We start from the raw sequence: 25,917 nt of genomic DNA on the forward strand, positions 1-25,917 counted from the left end.
CCCCACGGGCCCGCACCCGCTCTACATCGGCACGTACACCTCGGTCGAGGGCGGCGGCGACGGCATCCGCGTGGCGACGTACGACGCGGAGACCGGCGGCATCAAGGGCGGGAAGACCATCACCGGTGTCGCCGACCCCTCGTACCTCGCGCTGCACCCGGACGGCCGGACGCTGTACGCCGTCAACGAGCGGACCAAGGGCACGGTGACCGCCGTACGGCTCTCCGACCACCAGGTTCTCGGCGCGCGGAGTACCGGTGGCGCGGCCCCCTGTCAGCTGTCGGTGCACCCCGGCGGGCGCTGGCTGCTGAGCGCCGACTACGGCTCGGGCAGCGTGGCCGTGCACCCCATCGACGGTTCGGGCGCGCTCGGTGAACGCACGGATCGCGTCGTGCACAACAGTCCGGAGCCCGGACCGGGGCAGGACGGCCCGCACGCGCACCAGTTCGTCACGAGCCCGGACGGCGGCCATGTCCTCGCCGTGGACCTCGGCACGGACACCGTGTACACGTACCGCCTGGACGAGGCGAAGGGCACGCTCACGGAGGTCTCACGGGCGCAAACGCGGCCGGGAGCCGGGCCGCGGCATCTGACCTTCCACCCCGGGGGCCGCCACGCGTACCTCGCCAACGAGGTCGACAACACGGTCGTGGTGTGCGCCTACGACCCGGACAGTGGCCGGCTGACCCCGGGTGACCCGCAGGCCACGGGCACGGGTTCCGGCACGAACTACCCCGCACAGCTCCTGGTCACGGCGGACGGGTCGTACGCGTATCTCGCCAACCGCGGCCACGACAGTCTGACGCGCTACGCGGTCGAGGCGGGCGGGGCACGGCTGAAGCTGTTGGACACGGTGCCGGTGGGTGGGGACTTCCCGCGTCAGATCGCGTTCTCCCCCGACGGAACGCTGCTGTTCGCGTCGCTCCAGAAGTCGAGCGCGGTCAGCGTGTTCCACGTGGACCGTGAGAGCGGTGAACTGCGGAGCGCGGGAGAGCCGTTCGCGTCACCCGTCGCCGTCTGTGCGCTGCCGCTGTAGTGCGCGGGGACGGCGAGCGGCGCCGGCCTGGGCGAGCAGGATGTGCATGCGCTCCGTGAGCTGTGCCATGTCGTCGGCGGGCTTGTGGAACGTCAGGCGTACGTCGCCGTTGCCGCGGGCCCGCTCGATGCGCAGGGTGAGGCCGTGCCGGTCGACGGCGAGCGGCTGGACGCGGACGGCGCCTTGCAGGCTGTCGGAGTCGACGAGGCGGGTGAGCCGCTCGACCGCGTCGGGGTGGGCCTCGGCGAGATGGGTGAGCAGCTGGAACTCGGCCGTGGCGAGTGGGTCGGGCATGGCGGCGGCGTACTCGTCGAGGTCGACGACGACCGCGCCGGAGGGCTGGCGCAGCACGACCCTCGTGGGCCGGAACGCGAGCTGCCCGTCCTCGGAGGCGAACCAGCCGGCCATCCAGAGCCGGGAGCGGATACGGTTGCGCATGGCGACGGGGGCCACGTCGGCGAACTCCAGCACGGCGGACGGCTCGCCGCGCGGCGCACAGATCGCGGCCGTGACGAGTGCGCTGTCCTCCGGCACGTGCAGCAGTACACGGCCGTCCTCGGCCACGGTGTGCGCTCCGACGAACTCCTCCCTGCCGCCCTCCGCGGTCACCGCGCAGGACCAGGCCGCGGCGAGCACCGAACGGGCGCGCTCGGCCGCGGCGGGCGCGGCCGTCCAGGTGTGACGGTCAGCCATCCGAACCTCCCTTAGGTAAGCCTTGCCTAACTTATCGAAGATCGGTGCTCACGCCAACCCTGCACTCCGTTCGGTCAGCGGGGGCGCCCACTCGCCGTTGCTGGTTCTCGCCGTGTGCGTGTGCGGGTCTTACGTGGCTGGTCGCGCAGTTCCCCGCGCCCCTTCAGGGCGCTATCGCGCCCAGTAGCGCCCGTACGCACAGGTCCCGTACCTGGTCCCGGGACAGCTCCGCTCCGGCCGCCCAGTCCAGGCAGACGGCACGGGTGAACGCCAGCCACCCGCGAACCGCGAACCGCAGCTCCGGCCGTTCCTCGACCGTCCAGCCGAACTCGGAGTCCGCTGCGATGGCGGCCAGGATTCGCGCCTCCTGTTCCGCCATCGCCCGCCGGTAGGTCTTCCGTACGGCCGGGTCGCCCGCCGCGGCGGCTCGGTGGAAGGCCCGGTAGCCGTGTCCGTGCACCTCGACGTACTCCAGGTACGCGTCGAGTCCGGCGCCCAACTGCTCGCGTGCCGGAACCCCCGGCACCGGGGCCGTCATCCGCAGCATCTGCTCGCTCTCGCGCTCCATGACGGCCGCGAAGAAGTCCCGCTTGGTCGGGAAGTAGTGATACAGCAGCCCGCGCGACACTCCGGCGATGTCAGCGACCTGCTCGATCCACACGTCGTCGTACGGGCTCTCCGCGAAGAGCCGCGCCCCGACCGCCAGGAGCTGCTCCCTGCGCTCCTCGGTGCTGAGCCGACGGCGCGGGCGCTCTGACTGCTGACCGGCCATGCCGCAACTTTACTTGACACGGATTCAACAACGGGATGAGGCTGTGAACCGCTATTGAATCCACGTACAACAGATGCGCAGAGGGACGGGCGCAGGGGAGTTGGTGTCATGGCGGATACGACAGAAGCACCACAGGCCCCGGAGGCCACCGTCGCGAAGGGGTTCCGCGGGGCGGAGCTGGGCTGGCCGGAGCTGCACCGCATCCCCCACCCACCGCACCGGCTCCCGGTGCTCGGGGACGTGCTGGGCGCGCGGCTTCGGTCGCCCGTGCAGGACTCGATGCGGATCGGCCGTGAACTCGGCCCGGTCTTCCGGCGCAAGGCGTTCGGCAAGGAGATCGTCTTCGTGGGGGGCGCGGACCTCGCCGCCGAGATGGCCGACGAGTCGCGGTTCGCCAAGCACGTCGGCCTGGGCGTCGCCAATCTGCGGCCGATCGCCGGGGACGGGCTGTTCACCGCGTACAACGACGAGCCCAACTGGCAGCTCGCGCACGACGTCCTGGCCCCGGGCTTCAGCCGCGAGGCCATGGAGGGCTACCACCCGATGATGCTCGACGTGGCCGAGCGGCTGATGGACAGCTGGGACCGGGAGCGGACGGCGGGCCGGGCCGTGAACGTGCCCCGCGACATGACCAGGCTGACGCTGGAGACGATCGCCCGCACCGGATTCGGCCACGACTTCGGCTCCTTCGAGCGCGCCCGGCCGCACCCCTTCGTCACCGCGATGGTGGGCACCCTGTCGTACGCGCAGCGCCGCAACCAGGTCCCCGAGCCGCTGGCCCCGCTGCTGCTGCGCCGCGCCGCCCGGCTCAACGAGGCGGACATGGCGTACCTGAACCGCACGGTGGACGAGGTGGTCGAGGCGCGGCGCAGCTCCGGAAAGGGCGACGGCAACGGCGACCTGCTCGACCGCATGCTGGAGACCGCGCACCCGGAGACCGGCGAGCGGCTGTCCCCGGAGAACGTCCGCCGCCAGGTCATCACCTTCCTGGTCGCCGGCCACGAGACCACTTCGGGCGCCCTCTCCTTCGCCCTGCACTACCTGTCCCGGCACCCCGACGTCGCCACCCGCGCCCGTGCCGAGGTGGACCGCGTCTGGGGCGACACGCCCCGGCCCGGGTACGAGCAGGTGGCCCGGCTTCGGTACGTCCGGCGGGTGCTCGACGAGTCGCTGAGACTGTGGCCGACGGCGCCCGCCTTCGCCCGCGAGGCCCGGGAGGACACCGTGCTGGGCGGTGTGCACCCGCTGCGGCGGGGCGCGTGGGCGCTGGTCCTGACGGTGATGCTGCACCGGGACCCGGCCGTGTGGGGTGCCGACGCCGAGCGGTTCGACCCCGACCGCTTCGACGCGAAGGCAGTACGGGCCCGGCCCGCGCACACCTTCAAGCCGTTCGGCACGGGGGCGCGGGCCTGCATAGGCCGCCAGTTCGCCCTCCACGAGGCGACGCTCGTGCTGGGCCTGCTGCTGCGCCGCTACGAGCTGCGGCCCGACCCCGAGTACCAGCTGCGGGTGGCCGAGCGGCTGACGCTGATGCCGGAGGGGCTGACGCTGCACCTGGACTCCCGCGGTCCCCTGTCCGCCGCGGCGGATCCCGAGGAGCACACGGCGGACACCCCGTCAGTCCCTCGCTGTCCAGTGACCGGGGCGGCCGACTGAACCCGGCAGCTTCGTACCGCCGCTCCCCCGGGCCGAGTTGAGCTGGGGCTGGGTCAGGAAGAAGGCGCCGGTCAGGTCGGCGTCGGTGAGATCGGCGTCGCGCAGGTCGGCACCGATCAGGTCCGCGCCCCGCAGGTCGGCCCCCGTCAGATCGGCGGCGATGAGGTACGCGCCGCGGAGGTTGGCCTGACGGAGGTCGGCGCCCTTGAGGCGGGCACCCATCAGATCGGCACCCCGGCGCTCCTTCCGGCGCCCCGCACCCGCCCGCATCAGCTCGCTCACCCTCAGCAGCAGGACGTTGACGCGCTGCCGGTGTGCGGGGACGTCCAACTCCACCAGCTCGTCCGGGGTCTGGAGAGTGAGCTGTTCGGTCTCGGCGAGCAGGGCGCGTACGTCCGCGTGGACCGGCCGGGCGGCGGGCAGGGTCAGGGCCTCCGTCAGGTACCAGAGCAGTTCGTGGAGTTGACGGACGACGGGGAACACGTCGAACATCCGGCGCGCGTCCTCACGCGGCCCCCTCCGCCAGTCCCGCCCGCCGAAGGTGACCTGCGAGACCTTCTGCCCCGCGCCGAGGCAGTCGTAGACCGTGCAGCCGGTGAAACCCTTCTGCCGCAGCTCGGCGTGGATGCCACAGCGGAAGTCCTCCCGGAGGTTGCCGCACGGCTCACCGGCCGCCTTGTCCGTCGCGAAGTCCGCCGAGGCGGCGAAGGGCAGGGCCACACAGCACAGTCCGAAGCACCGCGAGCAGTCGGCACGAAGCTCCGGCGAGCCGTGGGCGGTTGTCTGTTCCATACGCTTCAGCCTATCGACGGCGCGATCTCACCCCTCCAACTCCCTTGCGGGGAAAGAACTCACCTATGCCACCAGATCGAGCCGTGCGAGCCGCTCGGGGTCGGACAGGATGTACATCCCCGTGATCTTCCCGTCCACGACCGTGACCCCCATGACGGACACGGCCTTGCCGTCGACGACCGTGAGCAGACCCACCGATCCGTTGACGAGCACCGGCCGCGCGTACTGCGAGAACTGCCGGAACATGAAGGCGCCTTCGGCCACCGACTGCCTGCCCCGCACCTGCTTGGACGCGGCCACGCCCACGGCCAGGGCTCCGGCGTCGGCGCGCAGCACCACCTCGGGGTCGAGCACCGACAGCAGTGCCTCGAAGTCCCCTCCGCGTGAGGCGGCGAGGAAGGCGTCGACCGCCTGCTTCTGCCGCGTCAGGTCGGGATCCGGGGCGGGCGCGGAACCCTGCACGCGGCGCCGGGCCCGGCTGGCGAGTTGCCGGGTCGCGGCCGTGGAGCGGTCCACGATCGGCGCGATGTCGTCGAAGGGCACCGCGAACATGTCGTGCAGCACGAACGCGAGCCGCTCGGCGGGCTCCAGCGTCTCCATCACCACCAGCAGGGCGAGCCCGACGGCGTCCGCCTGCAGCACCTCGTGCTCGGGGTCCACGCGGTCCAGGGAGCCGACGACCGGATCGGGCACGAACGTCTCGTACGCGTCCATGGGCTCCTCGCGCCGGGTGCGGCGCGAGCGCAGCATGTCCAGGCAGACCCGTCCGGTCACGGTCGTCAGCCAGCCCCCGAGGTTGTGCACGTCGCTCGTGTCGGAGCGGCTGAGCCGCAGCCAGGTCTCCTGCACGGCGTCCTCGGCCTCGCTGAGCGAGCCGAGCATCCGGTAGGCCACCGCCCGCAGATGGCCGCGGTGTTCCTCGAACCGCTCGGCGAGCTGTTCCTTCTCGTCCTTCATTCTCTCCCCCGTCTGTGGTCGCTCATCGGCTGAACAGTTCGAACGCCACGGCCGGTTTCCCGCCGAAGCGCTCCCCCGCGGCCCGGGCGTACCCGGTCAGGAACTCGCGGACGTACGTCTCCGGGTCCTGGTCGGTCAACACCTCGATGTAGGTGCGGTGTTCCAGCAGGGAGCGCACCGCGCGGTCGAGTCCGGCCGTGGCGTCCGCCGCGTGGGTGGGCGTCGCGGAACCGGCGACGGCGACCCAGCGGACACCGCTCCAGGGCTCCAGGCCCTGTTCGGTCAGCTCGGGGAAGATCCACCGGTTGCCTGCGTCGCCGACCGCGTCCAGGGTGGCGCGGCCCACGGCCACGTGGTCGGGCGTGTTCCAGGCGACACCGCCCCAGGTGTCGCGGTGGTTGAGGGTGATCACGAGCTCGGGGCGGTGCCTGCGGATCGCCGCCGCGATGTCCCGGCGGAGCGCCGTGCCGTACTCGATGACGCCGTCCTGGTGATCGAGGAACTCCACCTCCGTCACCCCCACCACGGCCGCGCCGGCCCGCTGCTCCCGCTCGCGCAGCGGTCCGCACTCGGCGGGCTCCAGGGTGTCGATGCCGGCCTCGCCGCGGGTGGCCAGGACGTACGTGATCTCGCGGCCGCCGTCGGTCCAGGTGGCGATGGCCGCCGAGCAGCCGTATTCGAGGTCGTCCGGGTGGGCCACGACGGCGAGGGCGCGCCGCCAGTCCTCGGGCATGGGTGTGAGCTGGTCGTTCGTCGGCTCGGTCATGTCGGCACACTAACCCGCGGGGCGGACGGCGGCCCGGTTCACACCTCGTCGCGCGTCAGCGCCAGCAGCCGGTCCAGGACGCGGGGTCCGGAGGCCCGTACGCCGTCGTGTTCGTACTCGTCGGTGACCCAGGTGCGCAAGCCCCGGATCGCGCGGGCCGTCTGAAGCGAGTGGGCCGTGTCGACGTACATGTCGTCGTGGTAGACGGCCGCGGCGACCGGTACCTCGTTGACGGCGAGGCGGGCCGGGTCGTACAGGGGCTTCCAGTCGGTGCGGGCGGCCAGTTCCTCCGCTGTCTCGCGCAGGGGGCGCAGCGCCGGGTCGGTGTCGAACGTCCACGGGTGGACGGACTCGCCGGTGAACAGCAGCGGACCGTCCCCGGTGAGCGTCTTGGCCGCGTCGAACTGCGGGAACTCGGCGCGTACCCGCTCCGCCGCCCAGGCGGTGGGCCGCTCGCCCTGGCCGTAGCAGGCCTCGTGGACGAGCGCGTACAGGGGGTGGCCCGCGAACGACAGCAGCCCCAGCACCTCCTCCTGGAAGGCGTCGGAGAGGGCGGGGCCCTGCGGGGTGCGGACGAAGGCGTCCTCCAGGAGGTAGTGCAGGCGGTGGCTGCCGTCGCTCTTGCCGAGGACGATGCCGAGGGACTGGAACGCCTCGGCGGTGAGCCGGAAGCCGTTCGGCAGGACGACCTCGTGCGCCAGCAGGTGCTCGGCGATCCGCCGGGCCCGCTCGACGTCCTGCGGGTAGCGCCTGTAGTGGGCGGCGACCTTGCGTTCGATGCGCGGGTAGGCGGCCCGGTAGACGTCGTCCGCGTGCGCGTCGAGGGAGGGCAGGCCACCGGTGATGGCGGCGGCGCTCAGCCCCTCGGGCGCGGTGGACAGGTAGGTGACCGTGCAGAAGCCGCCGAAGCTCTGGCCGAGTACGGTCCAGGGAGCGCCGCCGGTGACCTCGGGGCGGATGGCCTCGCAGTCGCGGACGATGGAGTCGGCGCGGAAGTGGGCCAGGTAGTCGGCCTGCTCGCGGGGGCCTCCGCGCAGCGGGAGGGTCTGCCGGTTGGCGGGTGTGGAGGCGCCGGTACCGCGCTGGTCGAGGAGCAGGACGCGGAACTCCTTCAGGGCGCGGCCGAGCCAGGCCGGCTTGCCGACGAACCGGTTGGCGCCGAAGCCGGGTCCGCCCTGGAGGTAGACCAGCCAGGGCAGGTCCTTGTCCGTCTTGTCGCTCGCGACGACCTCACGCGCGTAGAGCTCGATCCGCTCCCCCGCCGGGTCGTCGTGGTCGAGGGGCACGGTGAAGCGGCGGTCGGTGAGGACGACACCGGGCTGACGGTAGCTGGCGGTCAACAGGACTCCCGAGGCGAACGGATTCCAGGCCGCCCACCACTTCACCACAGATTCTTCGCCCGGCCGACCCCGTGGATCAAGAAATTCCACTGAATGGTGGGTCAGTTCCTGCTGAACGCGGGGTCAGCGTCCCGAAAGGCTGGAGCTGCGCACCACCAGCTCCGGTTGGAGGACGACCCGCTTGTGCTCGTGCGGCGTGGGTGCCGTCTCCGTCTCGGTCTCCTCCAGGAGCAGTTCGGCCGCGAGTGCTCCCATGGTCACCGCGGGCTGCCGTACGGAGGTGAGGGGGACGGCCGCGGCGGCGGCGAACTCGATGTCGTCGTAGCCGACGATGGCGAGGTCGTCCGGCACGCTCACCCCGGCCGCGAACATGGCCTGCAAGACGCCGAGGGCGAGCAGGTCGTTGGCGCAGAACACGGCGGTCGGGCGGTCGGCGAGACCGAGCAGCCGGGCGCCCGCGTCGCGGCCCGCGGCCACGTCGAGGCGCTCGGTGGGCAGCTCGCGCAGGGAGTCGGGGCCCAGACCGGCCTCGGCCAGCGCGCTGAGGGCGCCCGTACGGCGGTCGCGGACCTGGTTGAGGCCGGGCGGGCCGCTCACGTACGCGATGGAGCGGTGCCCGGCGTCGATCAGATGCCGTACGGCGAGCGCGCCGCCCGCCACGTCGTCGACGGACACCGAACACTCGGTGGTTCCCTCGGCGACCCGGTCGACGAGGACGAAGGGGATGCCGTGGCGGCGGAACGTCTTGATGTTGCGTCCGGTCGCGTCGGCGGGCGTGAGCAGGACGCCCCGGACGCGCTGTTCGGCGAAGAGCGACAGGTACTCGGCCTCCTCCCCCGCGCTCTGCGCGCTGTTGCAGACCATCACGCCGAGCCCGGCCTGGCGGGCGGCCCGCTCGGCGCCGCGCGCCACGTCCACGAAGAAGGGGTTGCCCATGTCGAGCACGAGCAGTCCCATGATGCGGCTGCGCCCGGCCCTCAGCTGGCGCGCCGACTCGCTGCGGACGTAGCCGAGGCGGTCTATCGCCGACAGCACGCGGGCACGGGTCTCGGAGGCCACCGTGTCCGGGCGGTTGATCACGTTCGAGACCGTGCCCACGGAGACTCCGGCGGCGCGGGCGACGTCCTTGATACCCACCGACTGGGTCATCGGGCGAGGACCTCCAGGGAGATACGGGGCGGCGGGTGCGCGTTCACATTACCTTCAGGTGCCGTGACCAGCGCACCCGCCACGGTCGCGCCGGTCACGGTGTCCCGTTCCCGGCGCCGTGGATCAGGCGGGCAGGCGGAAGTTGAGGTTGCGCAGCGCCGAGGGCGTCGTACCGCTGGACTTCTCCTGGTACATGATCGACAGGAAGTTGTCCTGGCCGACCCGCGTCTCGTCGATCACGACCTCGCCGAAGGCGTTGAGCCCGGCGCCGACACCGTCGTACAGGACCGTCCAGTCCGTGTATCCGGACGCCTTGGAGGCCCCGGCGACACGGCAGAACGGGAAGATCGCGTACGCGTTGTCGTACTTGTCGAGGATCAGCTTGGTGCGCTGGCTGGAGTTCAGCGGGACCGGTATCTCGGTCTTCTGCCAGGTGCCGGAGGAGTTCTTGCGGACGTGGAAGGCACGGCCGTTGTTCGTCCGGTCGGTGACGTAGTTGGTGGTGCACTGGCCGAAGCGGCCGGGCACGTAGCTGATGATGGCGTGCGGCCGGCCGGCCGAGTCGGTGAACTGGCTCTCCTGGTTCATCAGCGAGTGGTCCGGGTTGAGCGCGTCCACGACCAGCCCGGAGTCGGTGACGGAGACCTTGTCGGAGCCGCCGGTGGTGCCGACGACGGTGCCCGCGTTGTTGCGCCAGGTGCGGCCGCGGTCGTCCGAGTAGACGTAGCCGGTGTCGTGGTTGGTGATGCCGCCGCCGCTGCACATCACGGCGCCGTTCTGCTCGCGCCAGGTGAAGAACGAGTGCAGTCGCCCGTTCCTGTCGTAGTCGATGCCGTGCAGGTACATGTTGCGGGCGGTGCTGGAGCCGTGCTCGCTGGTGTACGTGCCGGTGGAACTGGACCACTCGCCGAGGTTGGTCCAGGACGTGCCGTCGTACTCGGCCAGCGCGTTGCGGCCGTTGCCGGAGACGGCGACGCGGTAGCTCAGCTGGAGCTTGCCCTCGGGTGTGGAGATGAACTGCGGGTAGGTGAACTGCGAGGTGAGCGCGACCCCGTCGAGTGTGGACTGGGGCGCGCCGAAGCGGCTCGTGGTCCAGCTCAGCCCGCCCGGGTTGTCCATGAGGCCGGCGACCGACTTGACGTAGGTGAAGCCGTCGCTGTGGGAGTCCATGTTGAGGTGGAGGCGCCCGTCGACCTTGGAGATGCCCATGGAGATGACGTTGTGGGAGTCGTCGTAGCGGAGGGTGTGGCCCACCTTGACGGTCGACCAGGTGGTCCCGCCGAGGACGCGGCGCCCGACGACGGCGTTGCGGTCGGCGGTGTACCAGGCGGCGTACTGGTAGCCCTTGTAGGTCAGCAGCCCGTTCTTCTGGAACGCGTTGTTGTTGACCAGGCCGTCGTAGGAGACGAAGTAGATGGCCTGGGTGTCGAGCAGGGTGCTGCCGGTCAGGGTGAGCGAGGGGCCCGGGTCAGCGGCGCGGGCGGTGCCGGAGGCGAGGGCGGGGGTCACCACGGCGCCTGCGAGGGCGGCGCCCAGCAGCGTGCGTCTGTTCATCTCGGGGACTCCATTGTCGGGCGAGCTGAGCGGTGGGGGTTCACATGGGGAGTTTCAGGCGAGGTGGAACACCTCGGTGAGCGGTTTCATGGCCTCGTCGGGCCGGGCGCCGTCCAGCGACTCGAAGAACGGCGCCATCTCCGCCTGCCAGCGGGCGTTGACGTCGGTGGCCTCCATGCCGGCCTGGGCGGCCTCGAAGTCCTCGGTCTCCAGGTAGCCGACCAGCAGACCGTCCTCGCGCAGGAAGAGCGAGTAGTTGTGCCAGCCGGTGGCCGAGAGCGCCTGAAGCATCTCGGGCCACACGGCGGCGTGCCGCTCGCGGTACTCGTCGAGGCGGTCCGCCCGGACCTTCAGCAGGAAGCACACGCGCTTCATCAACGACCCTCCGGGGATCAGAAGTTGAACTGGTCGATGTTCTTCTTGTCGAACACGGTCGGCTTGCCGAGGCTGATCACGCCGTCCTTGCCGATGGTGTACTCGCCCATGTCACCGGCCTTGAACGTCTCGCCCTCCTTGCCCGTGATCTGGCCCGAGGACAGCGCCACGGCCGTACGGGCGGCCAGCTCCCCGAGCTTCGCCGGGTCCCACAGCTCGAACGCCTCGACGGTGCCGTTCTTGACGTACTTGCGCATGTCGTTCGGGGTGCCGAGACCCGTCAGCTTGACCTTGCCCTTGTACTTGGAGCCCGACAGGTACTGGGCGGCCGCCTTGATGCCGACGGTGGTCGGGGAGATGATCCCCTTCAGGTTCGGGTACTCCTGGAGCAGGCCCTGGGTCTGCTGGAAGGACTTCTGGGCGTCGTCGTCACCGTAGGCGACCTTGACGAGCTTCACGTCCTTGTACTTGGGGTCCTTGAGCTCGTCCTTCATGAAGTCGATCCAGGTGTTCTGGTTCGTCGCGGTCTGCGCGGCGGACAGGATCGCGATCTCGCCCTTGTAGCCGATCTGCTCGGCGAGCAGCTGCACCTCGGTGCGGCCGAGGTCCTCGGCGCTGGCCTGCGAGACGAAGGCGTTGCGGCAGTCGGGCTTGGTGTCGGAGTCGTAGGTGACGACCTTGATGTCGTTCTTCATGGCCTGCTTGAGCGCGGTGCACAGGGCGCCCGGGTCCTGCGCGGACACGGCCATCGCGTCGACCTGCTGCTGGGTGAGGGTGTTCACGTAACTCACCTGGCCGGCGGTGTCGGTGGCGCTGGACGGGCCGACCTCCTTGTACTTGCTGCCCAGTTCGGTGAGCGCCTTCTCGCCGCCCTTGTCGGCGGAGGTGAAGTACGGGTTGTTGACCTGCTTCGGCAGGAAGCCGACGGTCAGGCCCTTCTTCAGCTCGGCGTTGGGGTTGGCCTTGGCATCGGACGCGGCGGAGGCGTTCTCCTTGCTGACGTCCTTCTTGGTGGTGCCACCGCAGGCGGTGGCGGCGAGCGCGAGGGAGGTGACGGCGACGAGGGCCGTACAGGCACGGCGGAGGGATGACTTGCGCATGGTGGGTTCCTTCTTACTGAGGTGAGGTGGAGCGCCCCTTCAGGGGCGCGGGGAACTGCGCGACCAGCCACAGACAACCCGCGGTCTAGGAACGACCTTTCAGCGGAGCGCTACGCGCTCGGGCAACAGCGATCTGCCGTGCAACCCGCGGACCGAGCACGGAGAGGACGAGAAGAACACCAGTGACGACGATCTGCGACTGAGCGGAGACGTCCTGCAGACTCATCACGTTCTGCAACGCACCGAGCAGAAACACCCCGGCGATCGCGCCGCCCAACGTGCCCTTGCCACCGTCGAAGTCGATACCGCCGAGCAACACCGCCGCCACGACGGAGAGTTCGAGCCCCGTGGCGTTGTCGTAGCGGGCGCTGGCGTAGTGCAGCGCCCAGAAGATCCCGGTGAGGGAGGCCATGAGGCCGGTCACCGTGAACAGGACGAGCTTCTGCCGCTTGACGCGGATGCCCGCGAACCGCGCGGCCTCCTCGCTCGCGCCGATCGCGAACAGCGACCGCCCGAACGGGGTGGCGTGCAGCGCGACCACGGCGATCGCGAGCAGCACCAGGAACGGCAGGAAGGCGTAGGGGATGAAGGTGTCCCCGAGTCGGCCGGCCGCGAAGTCCAGGTACTGGGTGGGGAAGTCGGTCACCGCGTCGGAGCCGAGCACGATCTGTGCGATGCCCCGGTAGGCGGCGAGGGTGCCGATGGTGACGGCGAGGGAGGGCAGCCCGAGCCGGGTCACGAGGAGGCCGTTGACCAGGCCGCACACCACACCGAGCAGCAGGCAGATCGGGATGATCGTCTCGATGGTCATGCCCTGGTTCCACAGGGCGCCCATCACCGCACCGGACAGACCGGCGGTGGAGGCCACCGAGAGGTCGATCTCTCCGGCGACCACGAGCAGGGTCATCGGCAGGGCGATCAGTGCGATCGGCAGGGTGTTGCCGATCAGGAACGACAGGTTGAGGGCGTTGCCGAAGCCGTCGACGGTGCCGAAGGACAGCAGCAGGACGACGATGAGGAGGGCGCCGACGACCGTGTCCCAGCGGACGGCGCGCGCGAGCGACGAGTCAGCCATGGCGGGCGTTCCTCTTCTTCAGGGCGGAGGCCACGCGCAGGGCGACGATCCGGTCGACCGCGATGGCGAGGATGAGCAGGATGCCGTTGATGGCGAGCACCCAGACCGAGCTGACACCGAGGGCGGGCAGCACGCTGTTGATCGAGGTCAGCAGCAGCGCGCCGAGCGCGGCGCCGTAGACGCTGCCGGAGCCGCCGGTGAAGACGACGCCACCTACGACGACCGCGCTGACGACGGTGAGTTCGTAGCCGTTGCCGGTGCTGGAGTCGACGTTGCCGAACCGGGCCAGGTACAGGGCGCCGGCGAGTCCGGCGAGGGCGCCGCAGAAGGTGTACGCGGCGAGGATCCGCTTGCGGACGGGGATTCCGGCGAGCCGTGCGGCCTCCGGGTTCGACCCGAGGGCGTACAGCTCGCGGCCGCTGCCGAAGTGCTTGAGGTAGTACGCGGTCGCCACGAGGACGACGAGGGCGATCATCGCCAGCCAGGGCACGGCGGAGATGCCGCCGGAGCCGAAGTCGACGAAGCCGTCCGGGAGGGCGGACGCGACGATCTGGCGGGAGCCGACCCAGATGGAGTCGATGCCGCGGATGATGTACAGCGTGCCGAGCGTGACGACGAGCGCCGGTACCTGGCCGAGGCTGACGAGGAGTCCGTTGAGCAGGCCGAAGCCGATGCCCACCAGGACCGCCAGCAGGATGGCGACGACCGGGTTCCCGCCGCCCTGGAGGTACGTACCGGCGGCGAAGGCGCTGATGCCGAGCGTGGAGCCCACGGACAGGTCGACGTTGCGCGTGATGACGACCAGCGACTGACCGGTGGCGACAAGGACCAGGATGGTGGCGTTCAGCAGCAGGTCCTTGATGCCCTGCTGGGTGAGGAACTGGCTGTTGCCCAGCTGGGTGATGACGATCATCACCAGGAAGACGACCAGGATGGCGAGTTCGCGCATCTTGAAGACGCGGTCGACCAGCCGGGTGCCGCTGGACTTGGGCACCTCGGTCGCGGGAGCTGGGTTCGGGGCGGTCACCGTCATGCGGCGGCCCTCCCGGTGGCTGCGGCCATCACGGATTCCTCGGTGGCGTCGGAGCGAGGGATCTCGGCGGTGAGGCGGCCCTCGTGCATCACGAGCACGCGGTCGGCCATGCCGAGGATCTCGGGCAGGTCGGAGGAGATCATCAGGACGGCCACCCCGTCGGCGGCCAACTCGCTGAGCAGCCGGTGCACTTCGGCCTTCGTACCGACGTCGATGCCACGGGTGGGCTCGTCGACGATCAGCACCTTGGGGCCGGTGGCCAGCCACTTGGCGAGGACGACCTTCTGCTGGTTGCCGCCGGACAGCGTGGAGACGGTGTCGGCGATGCGCGCGTACTTGACCTGGAGCTTGACGGCCCAGTCGAGGGAGCGGCTGCGTTCGGCGCCGCGGTCCATGAGGCCGGCCTTCACGGTCGTCCGCAGGCCGGTGAGGCCGATGTTGCGCTCGATGGACATGTCCATCACCAGGCCCTGGGCGCGGCGGTCCTCGGGGACGAGGGCGAGCCCGGCGGCCATGGCGGTGGAGGGGGCACCGTTCGTCAGTGCCTTCCCGTCGACCTCCACTTCGCCCGCGTCCCAGCGGTCGACGCCGAAGACGGCCCGGGCGACCTCCGTGCGCCCGGCGCCGACGAGTCCGGCGAGGCCGACGATCTCGCCGCGCCGCACATCGAAGGAGACGTCGGTGAAGACGCCCTCCCGGGTCAACCGGCGTACGCTGAGCGCCACTTCGCCCGCCTCGACCTCCTGCTTGGGGTACAGCTCGTCGAGGTCGCGGCCGACCATACGGCGCACGAGGTCGTCCTCGGTCATGCCGTCGACCGGCTCGCTGGAGATCCAGGCACCGTCGCGCAGGGTCGTGACCCTCTGGCAGATCCGGAAGATCTCCTCCAGGCGGTGCGAGATGAACAGCACCGCGGCGCCCTGCTCACGCAGTGTGCGGACGACGCCGAAGAGGCGCGCGACCTCGCTGCCGGTGAGGGCGGCGGTGGGCTCGTCCATGATGAGGACGCGGGCGTCGAAGGAGAGCGCCTTGGCGATCTCGACGATCTGCTGGTCCGCGATGGACAGTCCGCGTGCCGGGCGGTCGGGGTCGAGTTCGACGCCGAGGCGCTGCATCAGGGCGAGGGTGGCGGCGTGCGTGGCCTTGTGGTCGATGCGGCCGAGGGCGCGCTTGGGCTGCCGGCCCATGAAGATGTTCTCGGCGATCGACAGGTCGGGGAAGAGCGTGGGCTCCTGGTAGATCACGGCGATGCCGGCGTCGCGGGCGTCGGCCGGGCCGTGGAAGACGGTCGGCTCGCCGTCCAGCAGCACCTGGCCGGCGTCCGGACGGTGGACCCCGGCGAGCGTCTTGATGAGGGTCGACTTGCCCGCGCCGTTCTCACCGGCGAGGGCGTGCACCTCTCCGGGGAACAGCTCCAGGGACACGTCCCGCAGGGCGCGCACCGCTCCGAAGGACTTCGAGATGTCCCTGAGCGCCAGCACCGGGGCCGGACCCGTGTCGGACGGGTGGGTCATGGGGGCTCCTCGACGACGCCCGCGGGGCGGGCCTCACGGCGTCGTGAAAGGTTTCAACTGGGTTGCCGGGACGTTAGGCACGACGCGCAGGTCGCGTCAATGGGTGCGGATCGAAATTTTTTCGATAGATATGCGATAGGGAGAGGTCACGTCCTGGTCACGACGGGTGGGCTGTGTCAGAGGGGTTGACAGTCATTCCGAGGGCTCCTAGCTTCAGCTCCTGAATCGTTTCAGGCGGGCGTCCTTACAGACGGCCGTCGCCCGTTGTCCGGACCCGATGTCACAGGAGCCCTGAAGTGACCGAGCTCGTCGCGGTGAAGGCCGCGCTCAAGACCCAGGCCGTCGAGACGCCGTCGTGGGCGTATGGGAACTCGGGGACGCGCTTCAAGGTGTTCGCGCAGCAAGGCGTTCCACGTACACCGCAGGAGAAGCTGGACGACGCCGCCCAGGTGCACGCCTACACCGGTGTCGCGCCGACCGTGGCGCTGCACATCCCCTGGGACAAGGTCGACGACTACGCCGCGCTGGCGAAGCACGCCGAGGACCGGGGTGTGAAGCTGGGCGCGATCAATTCCAACACCTTCCAGGACGACGACTACAAGCTCGGCAGCATCTGCCATCCGGATGCCGCCGTGCGGCGCAAGGCTGTTGATCATCTGCTCGAGTGCGTCGACATCATGGACGCGACGGGTTCGAAAGATCTGAAGCTGTGGTTCGCCGACGGGACGAACTACCCCGGTCAGGACGATGTGCGGGAGCGGCAGGACCGGCTCGCCGAGGGGCTCGCCGAGGTGTACGGGCGGCTCGGTGAGGGGCAGCGGATGCTGCTGGAGTACAAGTTCTTCGAGCCCGCTTTCTACACGACGGACGTTCCGGACTGGGGTACGGCTTACGCCCACTGTCTGAAGCTTGGGCCGAAGGCGCAGGTCGTGGTGGACACGGGGCACCACGCGCCGGGCACCAACATCGAGTTCATTGTCGCCACGCTGCTGCGTGAGGGGAAGCTCGGTGGGTTCGACTTCAACTCGCGGTTCTACGCGGACGACGACCTGATGGTGGGGGCCGCTGATCCGTTCCAGCTGTTCCGGATCATGTACGAGGTGGTGCGCGGGGGTGGGTTCACGTCCGAGGTCGCGTTCATGCTCGACCAGTGCCACAACATCGAGGCGAAGATTCCGGCGATCATCCGGTCGGTGATGAATGTGCAGGAGGCCACGGCGAAAGCGCTGCTGGTTGACCGGGAGGCGTTGGGTGCGGCTCAGCGGTCCGGGGATGTGCTCGGTGCGAATGCCGTGCTCATGGATGCGTACAACACCGATGTGCGGCCGTTGCTTCGTGAGGTGCGGGAGGAGATGGGGCTGGACCCCGACCCCATTGCGGCTTACGCCGGGTCCGGGTGGGCCGCGAAGATCGTTGAGGAGCGGGTTGGTGGGGAGCAGGCGGGTTGGGGGGCGTGAGCTGCTGCGTCTCGTCTGCCGGGTAAGGCCGGTTGCAGGCTGCGGGCCGTTTGTGGCTGGTCGCGCGGTTCCCCGCGCCCCTTTGGGGGCGCGCCTCACGTACTCATACGTCAAGAAGGACTGAACAAATATGGCAACCCACCCCGAAGCCGCCGCCCTCCTCGCTCGCTCTCACCGGCTCGGTGCTGATCCCCGTAACACCAACTACGCCGGCGGTAACGCCTCCGCGAAGGGCTCCGAGACCGATCCCGTGACCGGCGGTGATGTCGAGTTGATGTGGGTGAAGGGGTCCGGTGGTGATCTCGGTACGCTCACCGAGGCCGGGCTCGCCGTGTTGCGGCTGGACCGGCTGCGGGCGCTCACCGAGGTGTATCCCGGTGTGGAGCGCGAGGACGAGATGGTGGCCGCGTTCGACTACTGCCTGCACGGGAAGGGCGGGGCGGCTCCGTCCATCGACACGGCCATGCACGGACTCGTGGACGCGGCCCACGTCGATCATCTGCACCCCGACTCCGGTATCGCGCTCGCGTGCGCCGCGGACGGGGAGAAGCTGACCGCCGAGTGTTTCGGGGACAGTGTGGTGTGGGTGCCGTGGCGTCGGCCCGGGTTCCAGCTCGGACTGGACATCGCCGCGGTGAAGGCCGACAACCCGCAGGCCGTCGGGTGTGTCCTCGGCGGGCACGGGATCACGGCGTGGGGTGACACCGCCGAGGAGTGCGAGCGGAACTCGCTGCACATCATCCGGACCGCCGAGGCATTCCTCGCCGAGCGGGGCAGGCCCGAGCCCTTCGGGCCCGTCATCGAGGGGTACGAGGCGCTGCCCGAGGGCGAGCGGAGGGAGCGGGCCGCCGCGCTCGCGCCGTACGTCCGGGCGATCGCCTCGCAGGACCGGCCGCAGGTGGGGCACTTCAACGACTCCGATGTCGTGCTCGACTTCGTGGCCCGTGCCGAGCACCCGCGGCTCGCGGCGCTGGGGACGTCCTGCCCCGACCACTTCCTGCGGACCAAGGTGCGGCCGCTGGTGCTGGACCTGCCGCCCACCGCCCCGATCGAGGAGGCGGCCGCCCGGCTCAAGGAGCTCCACGCCGCGTACCGCGAGGAGTACGCCGCCTACTATCAGCGGCACGCCGAACCCGACTCCCCCGCCATGCGCGGCGCCGACCCCGCGATCGTGCTGGTCCCCGGCGTGGGCATGTTCTCCTTCGGCAAGGACAAGCAGACCGCCCGGGTGGCCGGCGAGTTCTACGTCAACGCGATCAACGTGATGCGCGGGGCCGAGGCCGTGTCGACGTACGCGCCGATCGAGGAGTCGGAGAAGTTCCGCATCGAGTACTGGGCGCTGGAGGAGGCCAAGCTCCAGCGGATGCCGAAGCCCAAGCCGCTCGCGACACGGGTCGCGCTGGTGACGGGTGCGGGGAGCGGGATCGGGAAGGCCATCGCGCATCGGCTCGTCGCCGAGGGGGCGTGTGTCGTCGTCGCCGATCTGAACGCGGAGAACGCCGCCGCCGTCGCCGAGGAACTGGGCGGCTCCGACAAGGCCGTCTCCGTCACCGTGGACGTCACGGACGAGGAGCAGATCGTCGCCGCCTTCAAGGCGGCCGTGCTCGCCTTCGGTGGTGTCGACCTCGTCGTCAACAACGCCGGCATCTCCATCTCCAAGCCGCTGCTGGAGACGACCGCCAAGGACTGGGACCTCCAGCACGACATCATGGCCCGCGGGTCCTTCCTCGTCTCGCGCGAGGCTGCCCGGGTGATGACGCAGCAGGGGCTCGGCGGCGACATCGTCTACATCGCCTCCAAGAACGCCGTCTTCGCCGGGCCCAACAACATCGCCTACTCCGCCACCAAGGCCGACCAGGCCCACCAGGTGCGGCTGCTGGCCGCGGAGCTGGGCGAGCACGGCATCCGCGTCAACGGCGTCAACCCGGACGGCGTCGTGCGCGGCTCCGGCATCTTCGCCGGTGGCTGGGGAGCCAAGCGCGCCGCGGTGTACGGGGTGGAGGAGGAGAAGCTGGGCGAGTTCTACGCCCAGCGGACCATCCTCAAGCGCGAGGTGCTGCCGGAGCACGTGGCGAACGCGGTGTTCGCGCTGACCGGCGGGGACCTGACGCACACCACCGGTCTGCACGTCCCGGTGGACGCCGGCGTCGCCGCCGCGTTCCTGCGGTGAGTACGTCCATGGGTACGGCAGTGAAGACCTTCGCCGCGGTCGACCTCGGCGCGTCCAGCGGGCGTGTCATGGTCGGCCGGGTGGGGGCGGGCTCCCTGGAGCTGACCGAGGCCCATCGCTTCCCCAACCGGCCGGTGCGCGTGCCGGAGGGGCTGCGGTGGGACGTCCTCTCGCTGTACGGGGGCGTGCTGGACGGGCTGCGGGCGGCCGGAGCCGGATGTGGTGGACGGCTCGACTCCGTCGGCATCGACAGCTGGGCCGTGGACTACGGTCTGCTGGACGCCGACGACGCCCTCCTCGGCAACCCGGTCCACTACCGCGACGCGCGCACCGAGGGCGTCGCGGAGAAGGTGTGGGCCACCGTGCCCGCCGCCGAGCTGTATGCGGCGACCGGGCTCCAGTACGCCCCGTTCAACACCCTGTACCAGTTGGCGGCCGCGCGTTCCTCCGCCCAACTCGCGCAGGCCAGGCGGCTGTTGCTCATTCCCGACCTGTTGACGTACTGGCTCACGGGCGAGCCCGGCACCGAGCTCACCAACGCCTCGACGACCCAGCTGATCGACCCGCGGACCCGTGACTGGGCGTATGACGTGGCGGCCCGCCTCGGTATCGACCTGGAGCTGTTCGCGCCCCTGCGGCAGCCCGGGGACCCGGCGGGTCTGCTGCGGCAGCGGGTGCTGGAGGAGACGGGGCTGACCGGTCCGGTGCCGGTGACGACGGTCGGCTCGCACGACACGGCGTCCGCGGTGGCCGCCGTCCCCGCGACCGGTGAGCGCTTCGCGTACATCTGCACGGGCACCTGGTCCCTGGCGGGCCTGGAGCTGGACGCGCCGGTCCTCACGGAGGCGAGCCGGGCCGCCAACTTCACCAACGAGCTGGGCCTGGACGGCACGGTCCGCTACCTGCGGAACATCATGGGGCTGTGGCTGCTCCAGGAGTGCGTACGGGAGTGGGGCGAGCCGGACCTCGGTGAGCTGCTGCGGGCGGCGGGCGAGGTGCCTGCGCTGCGGTCGGTCGTGGACGCGGGAGACGCGGCGTTCCTGGCTCCCGGCCGGATGCCCGAGCGCATCGCCGGAGCATGCCGGGAGTCCGGGCAGCCCGTGCCGGAGACTCCCGCCGAGATCACCCGCTGCATCCTCGACTCGCTCGCCCTCGCCCACCGCCGGGCGGTCGCCGAGGCCCAGGCGCTCGCCGACCATCCGGTGGACGTGGTCCACGTCGTCGGCGGCGGCACCCGCAACGCCCTGCTCTGCCAGCTGACCGCCGACGCCTGCGGGCTCCCGGTGGTCGCGGGTCCGGCGGAGGCGGCCGCGCTCGGCAACGTCCTCGTCCAGGCACGTGCCCAGGGGCTGGTCGGCGACCGTGCGGCGATGCGGGGGCTCCTGGCCCGTACGCAGCCGCTGGAGCGGTACGAGCCGCGGGGCGACACGGCGGCGTGGCGTGCGGCGGAGGCACGGCTCACCACGCGGTGAGCGGGCAGCGATGACCGGGCCCCGCCCACCGCGCCTGCATCCGGTGGGCGGGGCCCCTCCAATGCCACGGCATCCCTTGTCTCATTCCACGACACCCCATGTCTTACGGCCGGGCCCCCTCCCCGTGCGCGCGCCCACGTCGTAACCTGCACTCATCCGATGATCGACCCCAAGGAGCCGCGATGCGTGTCGCCCTGTTCCTGACCTGTGTCAACGACACGCTCTATCCGGACACCGGCCGGGCCGTGGTGAAACTGCTGACCAGACTGGGCGTCGACGTCGACTTCCCGATGGGCCAGACATGCTGCGGTCAGGCGCACTACAACACCGGATACCGGCATCAGGCCGAGCCGCTCGCTCGGCAGTTCTCCGATGTATTCCGCGACTACGAGGCGATCGTGACCCCCTCCGGGTCGTGCGGCTCGATGGTGCGGGAGCTGTACCCGCGCATGGGTGAGCGGGCGCGTGCCGAGGGACGTGGGGACACGCTCGCGCGCACGCTGGCGCCGGTCGTGCCGAAGACGTACGAGCTGACCGAGTTCCTGGTGGACGTGCTGGGTGTGACGGACGTGGGCGCGTACTACCCGCACACGGTGACGTACCACCCGACCTGCCACGGTCTGCGCAGCCTGGGTCTGGGCGACCGGCCGCACCGGCTGCTCCAGGCGGTCAAGGGACTCGAACTGCGCGAGCTGCCCGGCGCCGACGAGTGCTGTGGCTTCGGCGGCACCTTCGCGGTGAAGAACTCCGATGTCTCCGCGGCCATGGGGACGGACAAGGTGCGCAACGCCGAGTCCACGGGCGCCGAGGTGCTGTGCGCGGCCGACAACTCCTGTCTGATGCACATCGGTGGCACGATGACCCGGCTGCGGACCGGGATGCGTCCGGTCCACATCGCCGAGATCCTGGCGAGTACGGAAGAGGAGCCCCTGGGATGAGCGGGACGTTCGTCGGGATGCCGGCGTTCCCGAAGGCGGCCCACGAGGCCGTCAACAACACGACCTTGCGCGGCAACCTCCGCCACGCCACCCACACCATCCGCGCCAAGCGCGCCAAGGCGGTGACCGAGGTCTCCGACTGGGCGGCGCTACGTGAGGCGGGCAAGCGGATCAAGGACCACACCCTCCGTCATCTCGACCGCTATCTCGTGCAGTTGGAGGAGTCGGTCACACGGGCGGGCGGTACGGTCCACTGGGCGGCCGACGCCGACGAGGCCAACCGGATCGTGACGGACCTGGTGAAGGCGACCGGCGAGAGCGAGGTCGTCAAGGTCAAGTCGATGGCCACGCAGGAGATCGGGCTGAACGAGTTCCTGGAGGCCGAGGGCATCCACGCCTACGAGACCGATCTCGCCGAGCTCATCGTGCAGTTGGGCAAGGACCGGCCCTCCCACATCCTCGTCCCGGCGATCCACCGCAACCGCGGCGAGATCCGCGACATCTTCACCCGCGAGATGAGCGAGTGGGGCCGCCCGGCACCCGAGGGCCTCACCGACACGCCCGCCGAACTCGCCGAGGCCGCCCGCCTGCACCTGCGGGAGAAGTTCCTGCGGGCCAAGGTCGGCATCTCCGGGGCCAACTTCATGATCGCCGAGACCGGCACGCTGGTCGTCGTGGAGTCCGAGGGCAACGGCCGTATGTGCCTGACCCTCCCCGAGACGCTCATCTCGGTGGTCGGCATCGAGAAGATCCTGCCCACCTGGCAGGACCTGGAGGTGTTCCTGCAGACACTCCCCCGTTCCTCGACGGCCGAGCGCATGAACCCGTACACGTCGATGTGGACGGGCACGACGGACTCCGAGACGGCTGACGGCCCGCGGACCTTCCATCTGGTGCTGATCGACAACGGCCGCACGGACACCCTCGCCGACGAGGTCGGCCGCCAGGCCCTGCGCTGCATCCGCTGCTCGGCGTGCCTCAACGTCTGCCCGGTGTACGAGCGGGCGGGCGGCCATGCGTACGGCTCGGTCTACCCCGGGCCGATCGGTGCCATCCTCAGCCCTCAACTCCGGGGCACGGCCAGCGAGATCGACGCCTCCCTCCCGTACGCGTCGTCGTTGTGCGGTGCCTGCTACGAGGTGTGCCCGGTCGCCATCGACATCCCCGAGGTGCTGGTGCATCTGAGGGAACGGGTCGTGCAGGGCGGCCAAGTCACCCAACAGGGCAGCAAAGTGGTGCTCAAACCCGCGAAGGGGCACGCCGCCGAGCGGGCGGCGATGCGTGCGGCCCGCTGGGCGTTCAGTCACCCGGGCGCCCTGCGCACCGGGCAGCGGCTGGCGTCCCGCACGCGCCGCTTCCACCCGCGCACGTTGCCGGGGCCGGGCAGTGCGTGGAGCGGAAGCCGCGATCTTCCTGCCGTACCGGCGGAACCGTTCCGGGACTGGTGGCAGCGTACGAACGGCGGAAAGGGCGAGGGCAAGTGAGCAGCAGGGACGCGATCCTGGGCCGCGTACGGCGCGCGCTCGCGGACGTACGGCAGGACGACACGCCGTACGACCAGGCGATTCAACGCGACTATCTTCGTGAGCACGGCGACCGGGGTGTCGAGGAGACGGTGGACCTCCTCGCCGAGAACCTGGCGGACTACCGGGCGCTCGTGCACCGCTGCACGGACGAGGAGCTGCCGGGCGTGCTCGCGCGGCTCCTGACCGGGCGGGGTTCGCGGAGTGTGCTCGTCCCGCCGGGGCTGCCGGCGTCGTGGCTCGCGGGGGTCGACCTGCCCCGCGTCCAGGACCGCCTGGAGAGCACCCCGCACGAACTGGACCAGGTCGACAGCGTGGTGACGGGCTGTGCGGTGGCTATCGCGGAGACCGGCACCATCGTCCTGGACGGCTCCCCCGACCAGGGCCGCCGCCGCATCACTCTCGTCCCCGACCACCACATCTGCGTCGTACGCGTTCCCGGGCAGGTCGTCTCCTCGGTACCCCAGGGCCTCGAACGCCTCGACCCGAACCGCCCGTTGACCTGGATCTCCGGCCCGTCTGCGACCAGCGACATCGAACTGGACCGGGTCGAGGGGGTGCACGGCCCGCGCACCCTGGAGGTGGTGCTGGTGAGCGGCCTGCCCGGGGACGAGGTCACGTCGTAGAGGCATCGGGTAGGTACTTTTCAGCCCGTTTTCGGCCGAAAACCCTTGGGCGCGTTGACAGGCGACTCGGGACATCCATAGCTTCTCGAATCATCGGAAACGCAAACGATTGAAGCTGTGGATCATCGAGACTCGGGGGGAAAGATGTCCGAACGATCTACGCAGGCGCCGCGACGGGCCGCCGGGCCCGGCGCCGGAGCGGGTGGTGGCGGCAGGGGGTGGACGCTGGCCGTCGTATGCGTGGCCACGTTCATGCTGCTGCTCGACCTGACCGTGGTGAACGTCGCGCTGCCGGACATCCGGGAGGCCTTCGACGCGAGTTTCACCTCACTTCAGTGGGTGCTCGACGCGTACGCCCTCGGACTCGCCGCGGTCCTGCTGACCGCCGGATCACTGGCCGACCGCCTGGGCCGCAAGCGCGTGTTCAACTTCGGCTTCGTCGTCTTCCTGGTGGCCTCGCTCGCCTGCGGACTCGCGACCGACGCCGTCACGCTGTCCGTCGCCCGCGGCATCCAGGGCCTCGGCGGCGCCGTCCTCTTCGCCATCGGGCCCGCGCTGATCGGGCAGGAGTACCGGGGCAAGGACCGCGGCTGGGCCTTCGGCGTCTTCGGCGGTGTCGTGGGCCTGTCCATCGCCTTCGGACCGCTGATCGGTGGCGCGCTCACCGATGGGCTCAGCTGGCGGTGGATCTTCCTGGTCAACGTCCCGGTCGGTCTGATCGCGCTGGCCGTCAGCCTGCTCCGGATGCGCGAGTCCCGCGAGGAGTCGGCACCCCCGGTCGACTGGTGGGGCCTGGTCCTCTTCTCCAGCGCTCTGACCCTGCTCGTCCTGGGACTGCTGCGCGGCGAGGCCGACGGGTGGGGCAGCGCGCCGATCGTCGCCATGTTCGTCGCCTCGGCGGTCCTCCTCGCGGTGTTCGGTGCCGTCGAGAGGCGACTCGGTGAACGGGCCATGCTCCAGCTGTCCTTGTTCAGGAACGTGACGTTCAACGGAGTGTCGGCGGTCACGCTGCTGTGCGCCGCGGCCACCATGTCGGCGATCTTCCTCCTGGTCTCCTACGTGCAGAACGTGCTGGCGTTCTCGCCCTGGGAGACCGGCCTGCGGTTCCTCCCGCTGACCCTGACCCTCTTCGTCGCCGCCGCGGTGGCCGGCTCGCTGACGACCCGTGTGCCGCAGCGACTGCTGATGGGGACCTCGCTGGCGCTCATCGCGATCGGGCTGGTTCTCGTCGCGCTCACCGGCCCGGAGACCTCCTGGACCGCGTTGCTGCCGAGCATGTTCGGCATCGGCCTGGGCATGGGACTGTTCAACCCGCCCCGCGCCTCCCTGTCCATCGCCGTCGTGGAACCGTCCAAGGCGGGCATGGCCTCGGGCATCAACGAGACGTTCCAGCAGGTGGGTGTCGCCATCGGTATCGCCGGTTTCGGCGCCGCTTTCCAGAGCCGTGTGACGGATCTGTTCGCCGAGTCCGAGGCGGGACGGCAACTGGGCCCCGCCGCGCACGAGTTCGGCGAGGCGGTCGCGGCGGGTGGCGGGGCCGAAGCCGTCAGCCGTGCGCCCCGTGAACTGGCCCCCGCGCTCGAAGAGGCGGCACGCACCGCCTTCGTGAACGGACTGACCGACATCATGCTCGTCTGCGCCGTGGTCGCGGCGGTCGGCGCGGTGGTGGGATTCGCCTTCGTCCGCACCCGGGACCTCCACGAGAGTGCCCGCACGGAGGCTCTCGACAACACCGGGAGCACCACAGCGCCCGCCTCGTCCACGGACGGTCAGGTGCCGACCACCGCGTCACTCTGAGACCGGAGCCGCTCACGCCGTGGGCTACTCTCGAAAGTCCGACGATCGGCGCAAGGGACGCTCGGCATCGCCAAGGGTGGGGGTGCCGGGGGCCCTTCACCTCAGCGACACGGGAGCGGCCC

Annotated in this window: 22 protein-coding genes; 9 read left to right on the top strand and 13 right to left on the bottom strand. The window is 70.5% G+C overall.

What is annotated here, in order from left to right:
• On the top strand, nt 1–1,036 hold a 1,036-nt coding region (locus tag FNH08_RS10565), incomplete at its 5' end, for a lactonase family protein (protein WP_152771190.1).
• Here FNH08_RS10565 and FNH08_RS10570 read toward each other — a convergent pair.
• Nucleotides 1,004–1,729, bottom strand: coding sequence for a DUF2470 domain-containing protein (locus tag FNH08_RS10570; RefSeq protein WP_152771191.1), 726 nt, complete (start codon nt 1,727–1,729; stop codon nt 1,004–1,006). The genes FNH08_RS10565 and FNH08_RS10570 overlap by 33 nt on opposite strands.
• A 163-nt stretch (nt 1,730–1,892) precedes the next feature.
• The gene (locus tag FNH08_RS10575; protein WP_152771192.1) at nt 1,893–2,501 is read right to left on the bottom strand and encodes a TetR/AcrR family transcriptional regulator; all 609 of its coding nucleotides are present in this window, start codon (nt 2,499–2,501) and stop codon (nt 1,893–1,895) included.
• Between the two features lie 108 nt (nt 2,502–2,609).
• On the opposite strand from FNH08_RS10575, the gene FNH08_RS10580 reads away from it, so the two are divergent.
• Complete coding sequence (locus FNH08_RS10580) at nt 2,610–4,157, top strand: cytochrome P450 (RefSeq protein ID WP_152771193.1); 1,548 nt, start codon at nt 2,610–2,612, stop codon at nt 4,155–4,157.
• Here the strand turns inward: FNH08_RS10580 and FNH08_RS10585 are convergent.
• From FNH08_RS10585 to FNH08_RS10635, 11 genes are all read right to left on the bottom strand, one after another.
• Entirely contained in the window at nt 4,119–4,949 is an 831-nt protein-coding gene (locus FNH08_RS10585; protein ID WP_152771194.1) for a pentapeptide repeat-containing protein, read from the bottom strand. The genes FNH08_RS10580 and FNH08_RS10585 overlap by 39 nt on opposite strands.
• Nucleotides 4,950–5,012: 63 nt before the next feature.
• Nucleotides 5,013–5,906, bottom strand: a complete 894-nt coding sequence (gene sigJ, locus FNH08_RS10590; protein WP_152771195.1) for an RNA polymerase sigma factor SigJ — start codon at nt 5,904–5,906, stop codon at nt 5,013–5,015.
• A 22-nt stretch (nt 5,907–5,928) separates the two neighbouring features.
• The gene (locus FNH08_RS10595; RefSeq protein WP_152771196.1) at nt 5,929–6,672 is read right to left on the bottom strand and encodes a PIG-L deacetylase family protein; all 744 of its coding nucleotides are present in this window, start codon (nt 6,670–6,672) and stop codon (nt 5,929–5,931) included.
• Between the two features lie 38 nt (nt 6,673–6,710).
• The gene (locus FNH08_RS10600) at nt 6,711–8,012 is read right to left on the bottom strand and encodes an alpha/beta fold hydrolase (protein WP_152771197.1); all 1,302 of its coding nucleotides are present in this window, start codon (nt 8,010–8,012) and stop codon (nt 6,711–6,713) included.
• A 123-nt stretch (nt 8,013–8,135) separates the two neighbouring features.
• Nucleotides 8,136–9,161 carry a LacI family DNA-binding transcriptional regulator gene (locus tag FNH08_RS10605; RefSeq protein WP_152771198.1) on the bottom strand — a complete coding sequence of 342 codons (1,026 nt, stop codon included), beginning with the start codon at nt 9,159–9,161 and terminating at the stop codon, nt 8,136–8,138.
• A gap of 123 nt (nt 9,162–9,284) precedes the next feature.
• The gene (locus FNH08_RS10610) at nt 9,285–10,715 is read right to left on the bottom strand and encodes a BNR repeat-containing protein (protein ID WP_152771199.1); all 1,431 of its coding nucleotides are present in this window, start codon (nt 10,713–10,715) and stop codon (nt 9,285–9,287) included.
• A gap of 54 nt (nt 10,716–10,769) precedes the next feature.
• Complete coding sequence (locus tag FNH08_RS10615; protein ID WP_152771200.1) at nt 10,770–11,090, bottom strand: L-rhamnose mutarotase; 321 nt, start codon at nt 11,088–11,090, stop codon at nt 10,770–10,772.
• Nucleotides 11,091–11,107: 17 nt separating this feature from the next.
• Entirely contained in the window at nt 11,108–12,190 is a 1,083-nt protein-coding gene (gene rhaS, locus FNH08_RS10620) for a rhamnose ABC transporter substrate-binding protein (protein ID WP_152771201.1), read from the bottom strand.
• An 85-nt stretch (nt 12,191–12,275) separates the two neighbouring features.
• Nucleotides 12,276–13,265 (bottom strand): ABC transporter permease, encoded by a 990-nt coding sequence (locus FNH08_RS10625; RefSeq protein ID WP_152771202.1) that lies wholly within the window; start codon nt 13,263–13,265, stop codon nt 12,276–12,278.
• Nucleotides 13,258–14,298 carry an ABC transporter permease gene (locus tag FNH08_RS10630; RefSeq protein WP_152771203.1) on the bottom strand — a complete coding sequence of 347 codons (1,041 nt, stop codon included), beginning with the start codon at nt 14,296–14,298 and terminating at the stop codon, nt 13,258–13,260. Before FNH08_RS10630 ends, FNH08_RS10625 begins: the two co-directional genes overlap by 8 nt.
• Nucleotides 14,295–15,812, bottom strand: a complete 1,518-nt coding sequence (locus tag FNH08_RS10635; protein ID WP_152771204.1) for a sugar ABC transporter ATP-binding protein — start codon at nt 15,810–15,812, stop codon at nt 14,295–14,297. The genes FNH08_RS10630 and FNH08_RS10635 overlap by 4 nt, the downstream gene beginning before the upstream one ends.
• A gap of 296 nt (nt 15,813–16,108) precedes the next feature.
• On the opposite strand from FNH08_RS10635, the gene rhaI reads away from it, so the two are divergent.
• The 7 genes from rhaI to FNH08_RS10670 all read left to right on the top strand — a co-directional run bounded on the left by rhaI (nt 16,109) and on the right by FNH08_RS10670 (nt 25,795).
• Nucleotides 16,109–17,269, top strand: a complete 1,161-nt coding sequence (gene rhaI, locus FNH08_RS10640) for an L-rhamnose isomerase (protein ID WP_322724185.1) — start codon at nt 16,109–16,111, stop codon at nt 17,267–17,269.
• 130 nt (nt 17,270–17,399) lie between these two features.
• Complete coding sequence (locus FNH08_RS10645; protein ID WP_152771205.1) at nt 17,400–19,439, top strand: bifunctional aldolase/short-chain dehydrogenase; 2,040 nt, start codon at nt 17,400–17,402, stop codon at nt 19,437–19,439.
• A gap of 20 nt (nt 19,440–19,459) precedes the next feature.
• Complete coding sequence (locus FNH08_RS10650; protein ID WP_322724192.1) at nt 19,460–20,911, top strand: rhamnulokinase; 1,452 nt, start codon at nt 19,460–19,462, stop codon at nt 20,909–20,911.
• A 182-nt stretch (nt 20,912–21,093) separates the two neighbouring features.
• The gene (locus FNH08_RS10655; RefSeq protein ID WP_152771207.1) at nt 21,094–21,849 is read left to right on the top strand and encodes a (Fe-S)-binding protein; all 756 of its coding nucleotides are present in this window, start codon (nt 21,094–21,096) and stop codon (nt 21,847–21,849) included.
• Nucleotides 21,846–23,333 (top strand): LutB/LldF family L-lactate oxidation iron-sulfur protein, encoded by a 1,488-nt coding sequence (locus FNH08_RS10660; RefSeq protein WP_194238452.1) that lies wholly within the window; start codon nt 21,846–21,848, stop codon nt 23,331–23,333. Before FNH08_RS10655 ends, FNH08_RS10660 begins: the two co-directional genes overlap by 4 nt.
• Nucleotides 23,330–23,998, top strand: a complete 669-nt coding sequence (locus FNH08_RS10665; protein WP_322724187.1) for a LutC/YkgG family protein — start codon at nt 23,330–23,332, stop codon at nt 23,996–23,998. Before FNH08_RS10660 ends, FNH08_RS10665 begins: the two co-directional genes overlap by 4 nt.
• A 144-nt stretch (nt 23,999–24,142) precedes the next feature.
• The gene (locus tag FNH08_RS10670) at nt 24,143–25,795 is read left to right on the top strand and encodes an MFS transporter (protein WP_228034030.1); all 1,653 of its coding nucleotides are present in this window, start codon (nt 24,143–24,145) and stop codon (nt 25,793–25,795) included.
• Nucleotides 25,796–25,917 lie beyond the last annotated feature (122 nt).

It is taken from the genome of Streptomyces spongiae (assembly GCF_009377185.1).
Classification (GTDB): Bacteria; Actinomycetota; Actinomycetes; order Streptomycetales; family Streptomycetaceae; genus Streptomyces; species Streptomyces spongiae.

Coding starts and splice junctions, on each gene's coding strand:
- FNH08_RS10570 (WP_152771191.1), bottom strand. CDS start 1,729: ATGGCTGACCGTCACACCTGGACGGCCGCGCCCGCCGCGGCCGAGCGC.
- FNH08_RS10575 (WP_152771192.1), bottom strand. CDS start 2,501: ATGGCCGGTCAGCAGTCAGAGCGCCCGCGCCGTCGGCTCAGCACCGAG.
- FNH08_RS10580 (WP_152771193.1), top strand. CDS start 2,610: ATGGCGGATACGACAGAAGCACCACAGGCCCCGGAGGCCACCGTCGCG.
- FNH08_RS10585 (WP_152771194.1), bottom strand. CDS start 4,949: ATGGAACAGACAACCGCCCACGGCTCGCCGGAGCTTCGTGCCGACTGC.
- sigJ (WP_152771195.1), bottom strand. CDS start 5,906: ATGAAGGACGAGAAGGAACAGCTCGCCGAGCGGTTCGAGGAACACCGC.
- FNH08_RS10595 (WP_152771196.1), bottom strand. CDS start 6,672: ATGACCGAGCCGACGAACGACCAGCTCACACCCATGCCCGAGGACTGG.
- FNH08_RS10605 (WP_152771198.1), bottom strand. CDS start 9,161: ATGACCCAGTCGGTGGGTATCAAGGACGTCGCCCGCGCCGCCGGAGTC.
- FNH08_RS10610 (WP_152771199.1), bottom strand. CDS start 10,715: ATGAACAGACGCACGCTGCTGGGCGCCGCCCTCGCAGGCGCCGTGGTG.
- FNH08_RS10615 (WP_152771200.1), bottom strand. CDS start 11,090: ATGAAGCGCGTGTGCTTCCTGCTGAAGGTCCGGGCGGACCGCCTCGAC.
- rhaS (WP_152771201.1), bottom strand. CDS start 12,190: ATGCGCAAGTCATCCCTCCGCCGTGCCTGTACGGCCCTCGTCGCCGTC.
- FNH08_RS10625 (WP_152771202.1), bottom strand. CDS start 13,265: ATGGCTGACTCGTCGCTCGCGCGCGCCGTCCGCTGGGACACGGTCGTC.
- FNH08_RS10630 (WP_152771203.1), bottom strand. CDS start 14,298: ATGACGGTGACCGCCCCGAACCCAGCTCCCGCGACCGAGGTGCCCAAG.
- FNH08_RS10635 (WP_152771204.1), bottom strand. CDS start 15,812: ATGACCCACCCGTCCGACACGGGTCCGGCCCCGGTGCTGGCGCTCAGG.
- FNH08_RS10645 (WP_152771205.1), top strand. CDS start 17,400: ATGGCAACCCACCCCGAAGCCGCCGCCCTCCTCGCTCGCTCTCACCGG.
- FNH08_RS10655 (WP_152771207.1), top strand. CDS start 21,094: ATGCGTGTCGCCCTGTTCCTGACCTGTGTCAACGACACGCTCTATCCG.
- FNH08_RS10660 (WP_194238452.1), top strand. CDS start 21,846: ATGAGCGGGACGTTCGTCGGGATGCCGGCGTTCCCGAAGGCGGCCCAC.
- FNH08_RS10670 (WP_228034030.1), top strand. CDS start 24,143: ATGTCCGAACGATCTACGCAGGCGCCGCGACGGGCCGCCGGGCCCGGC.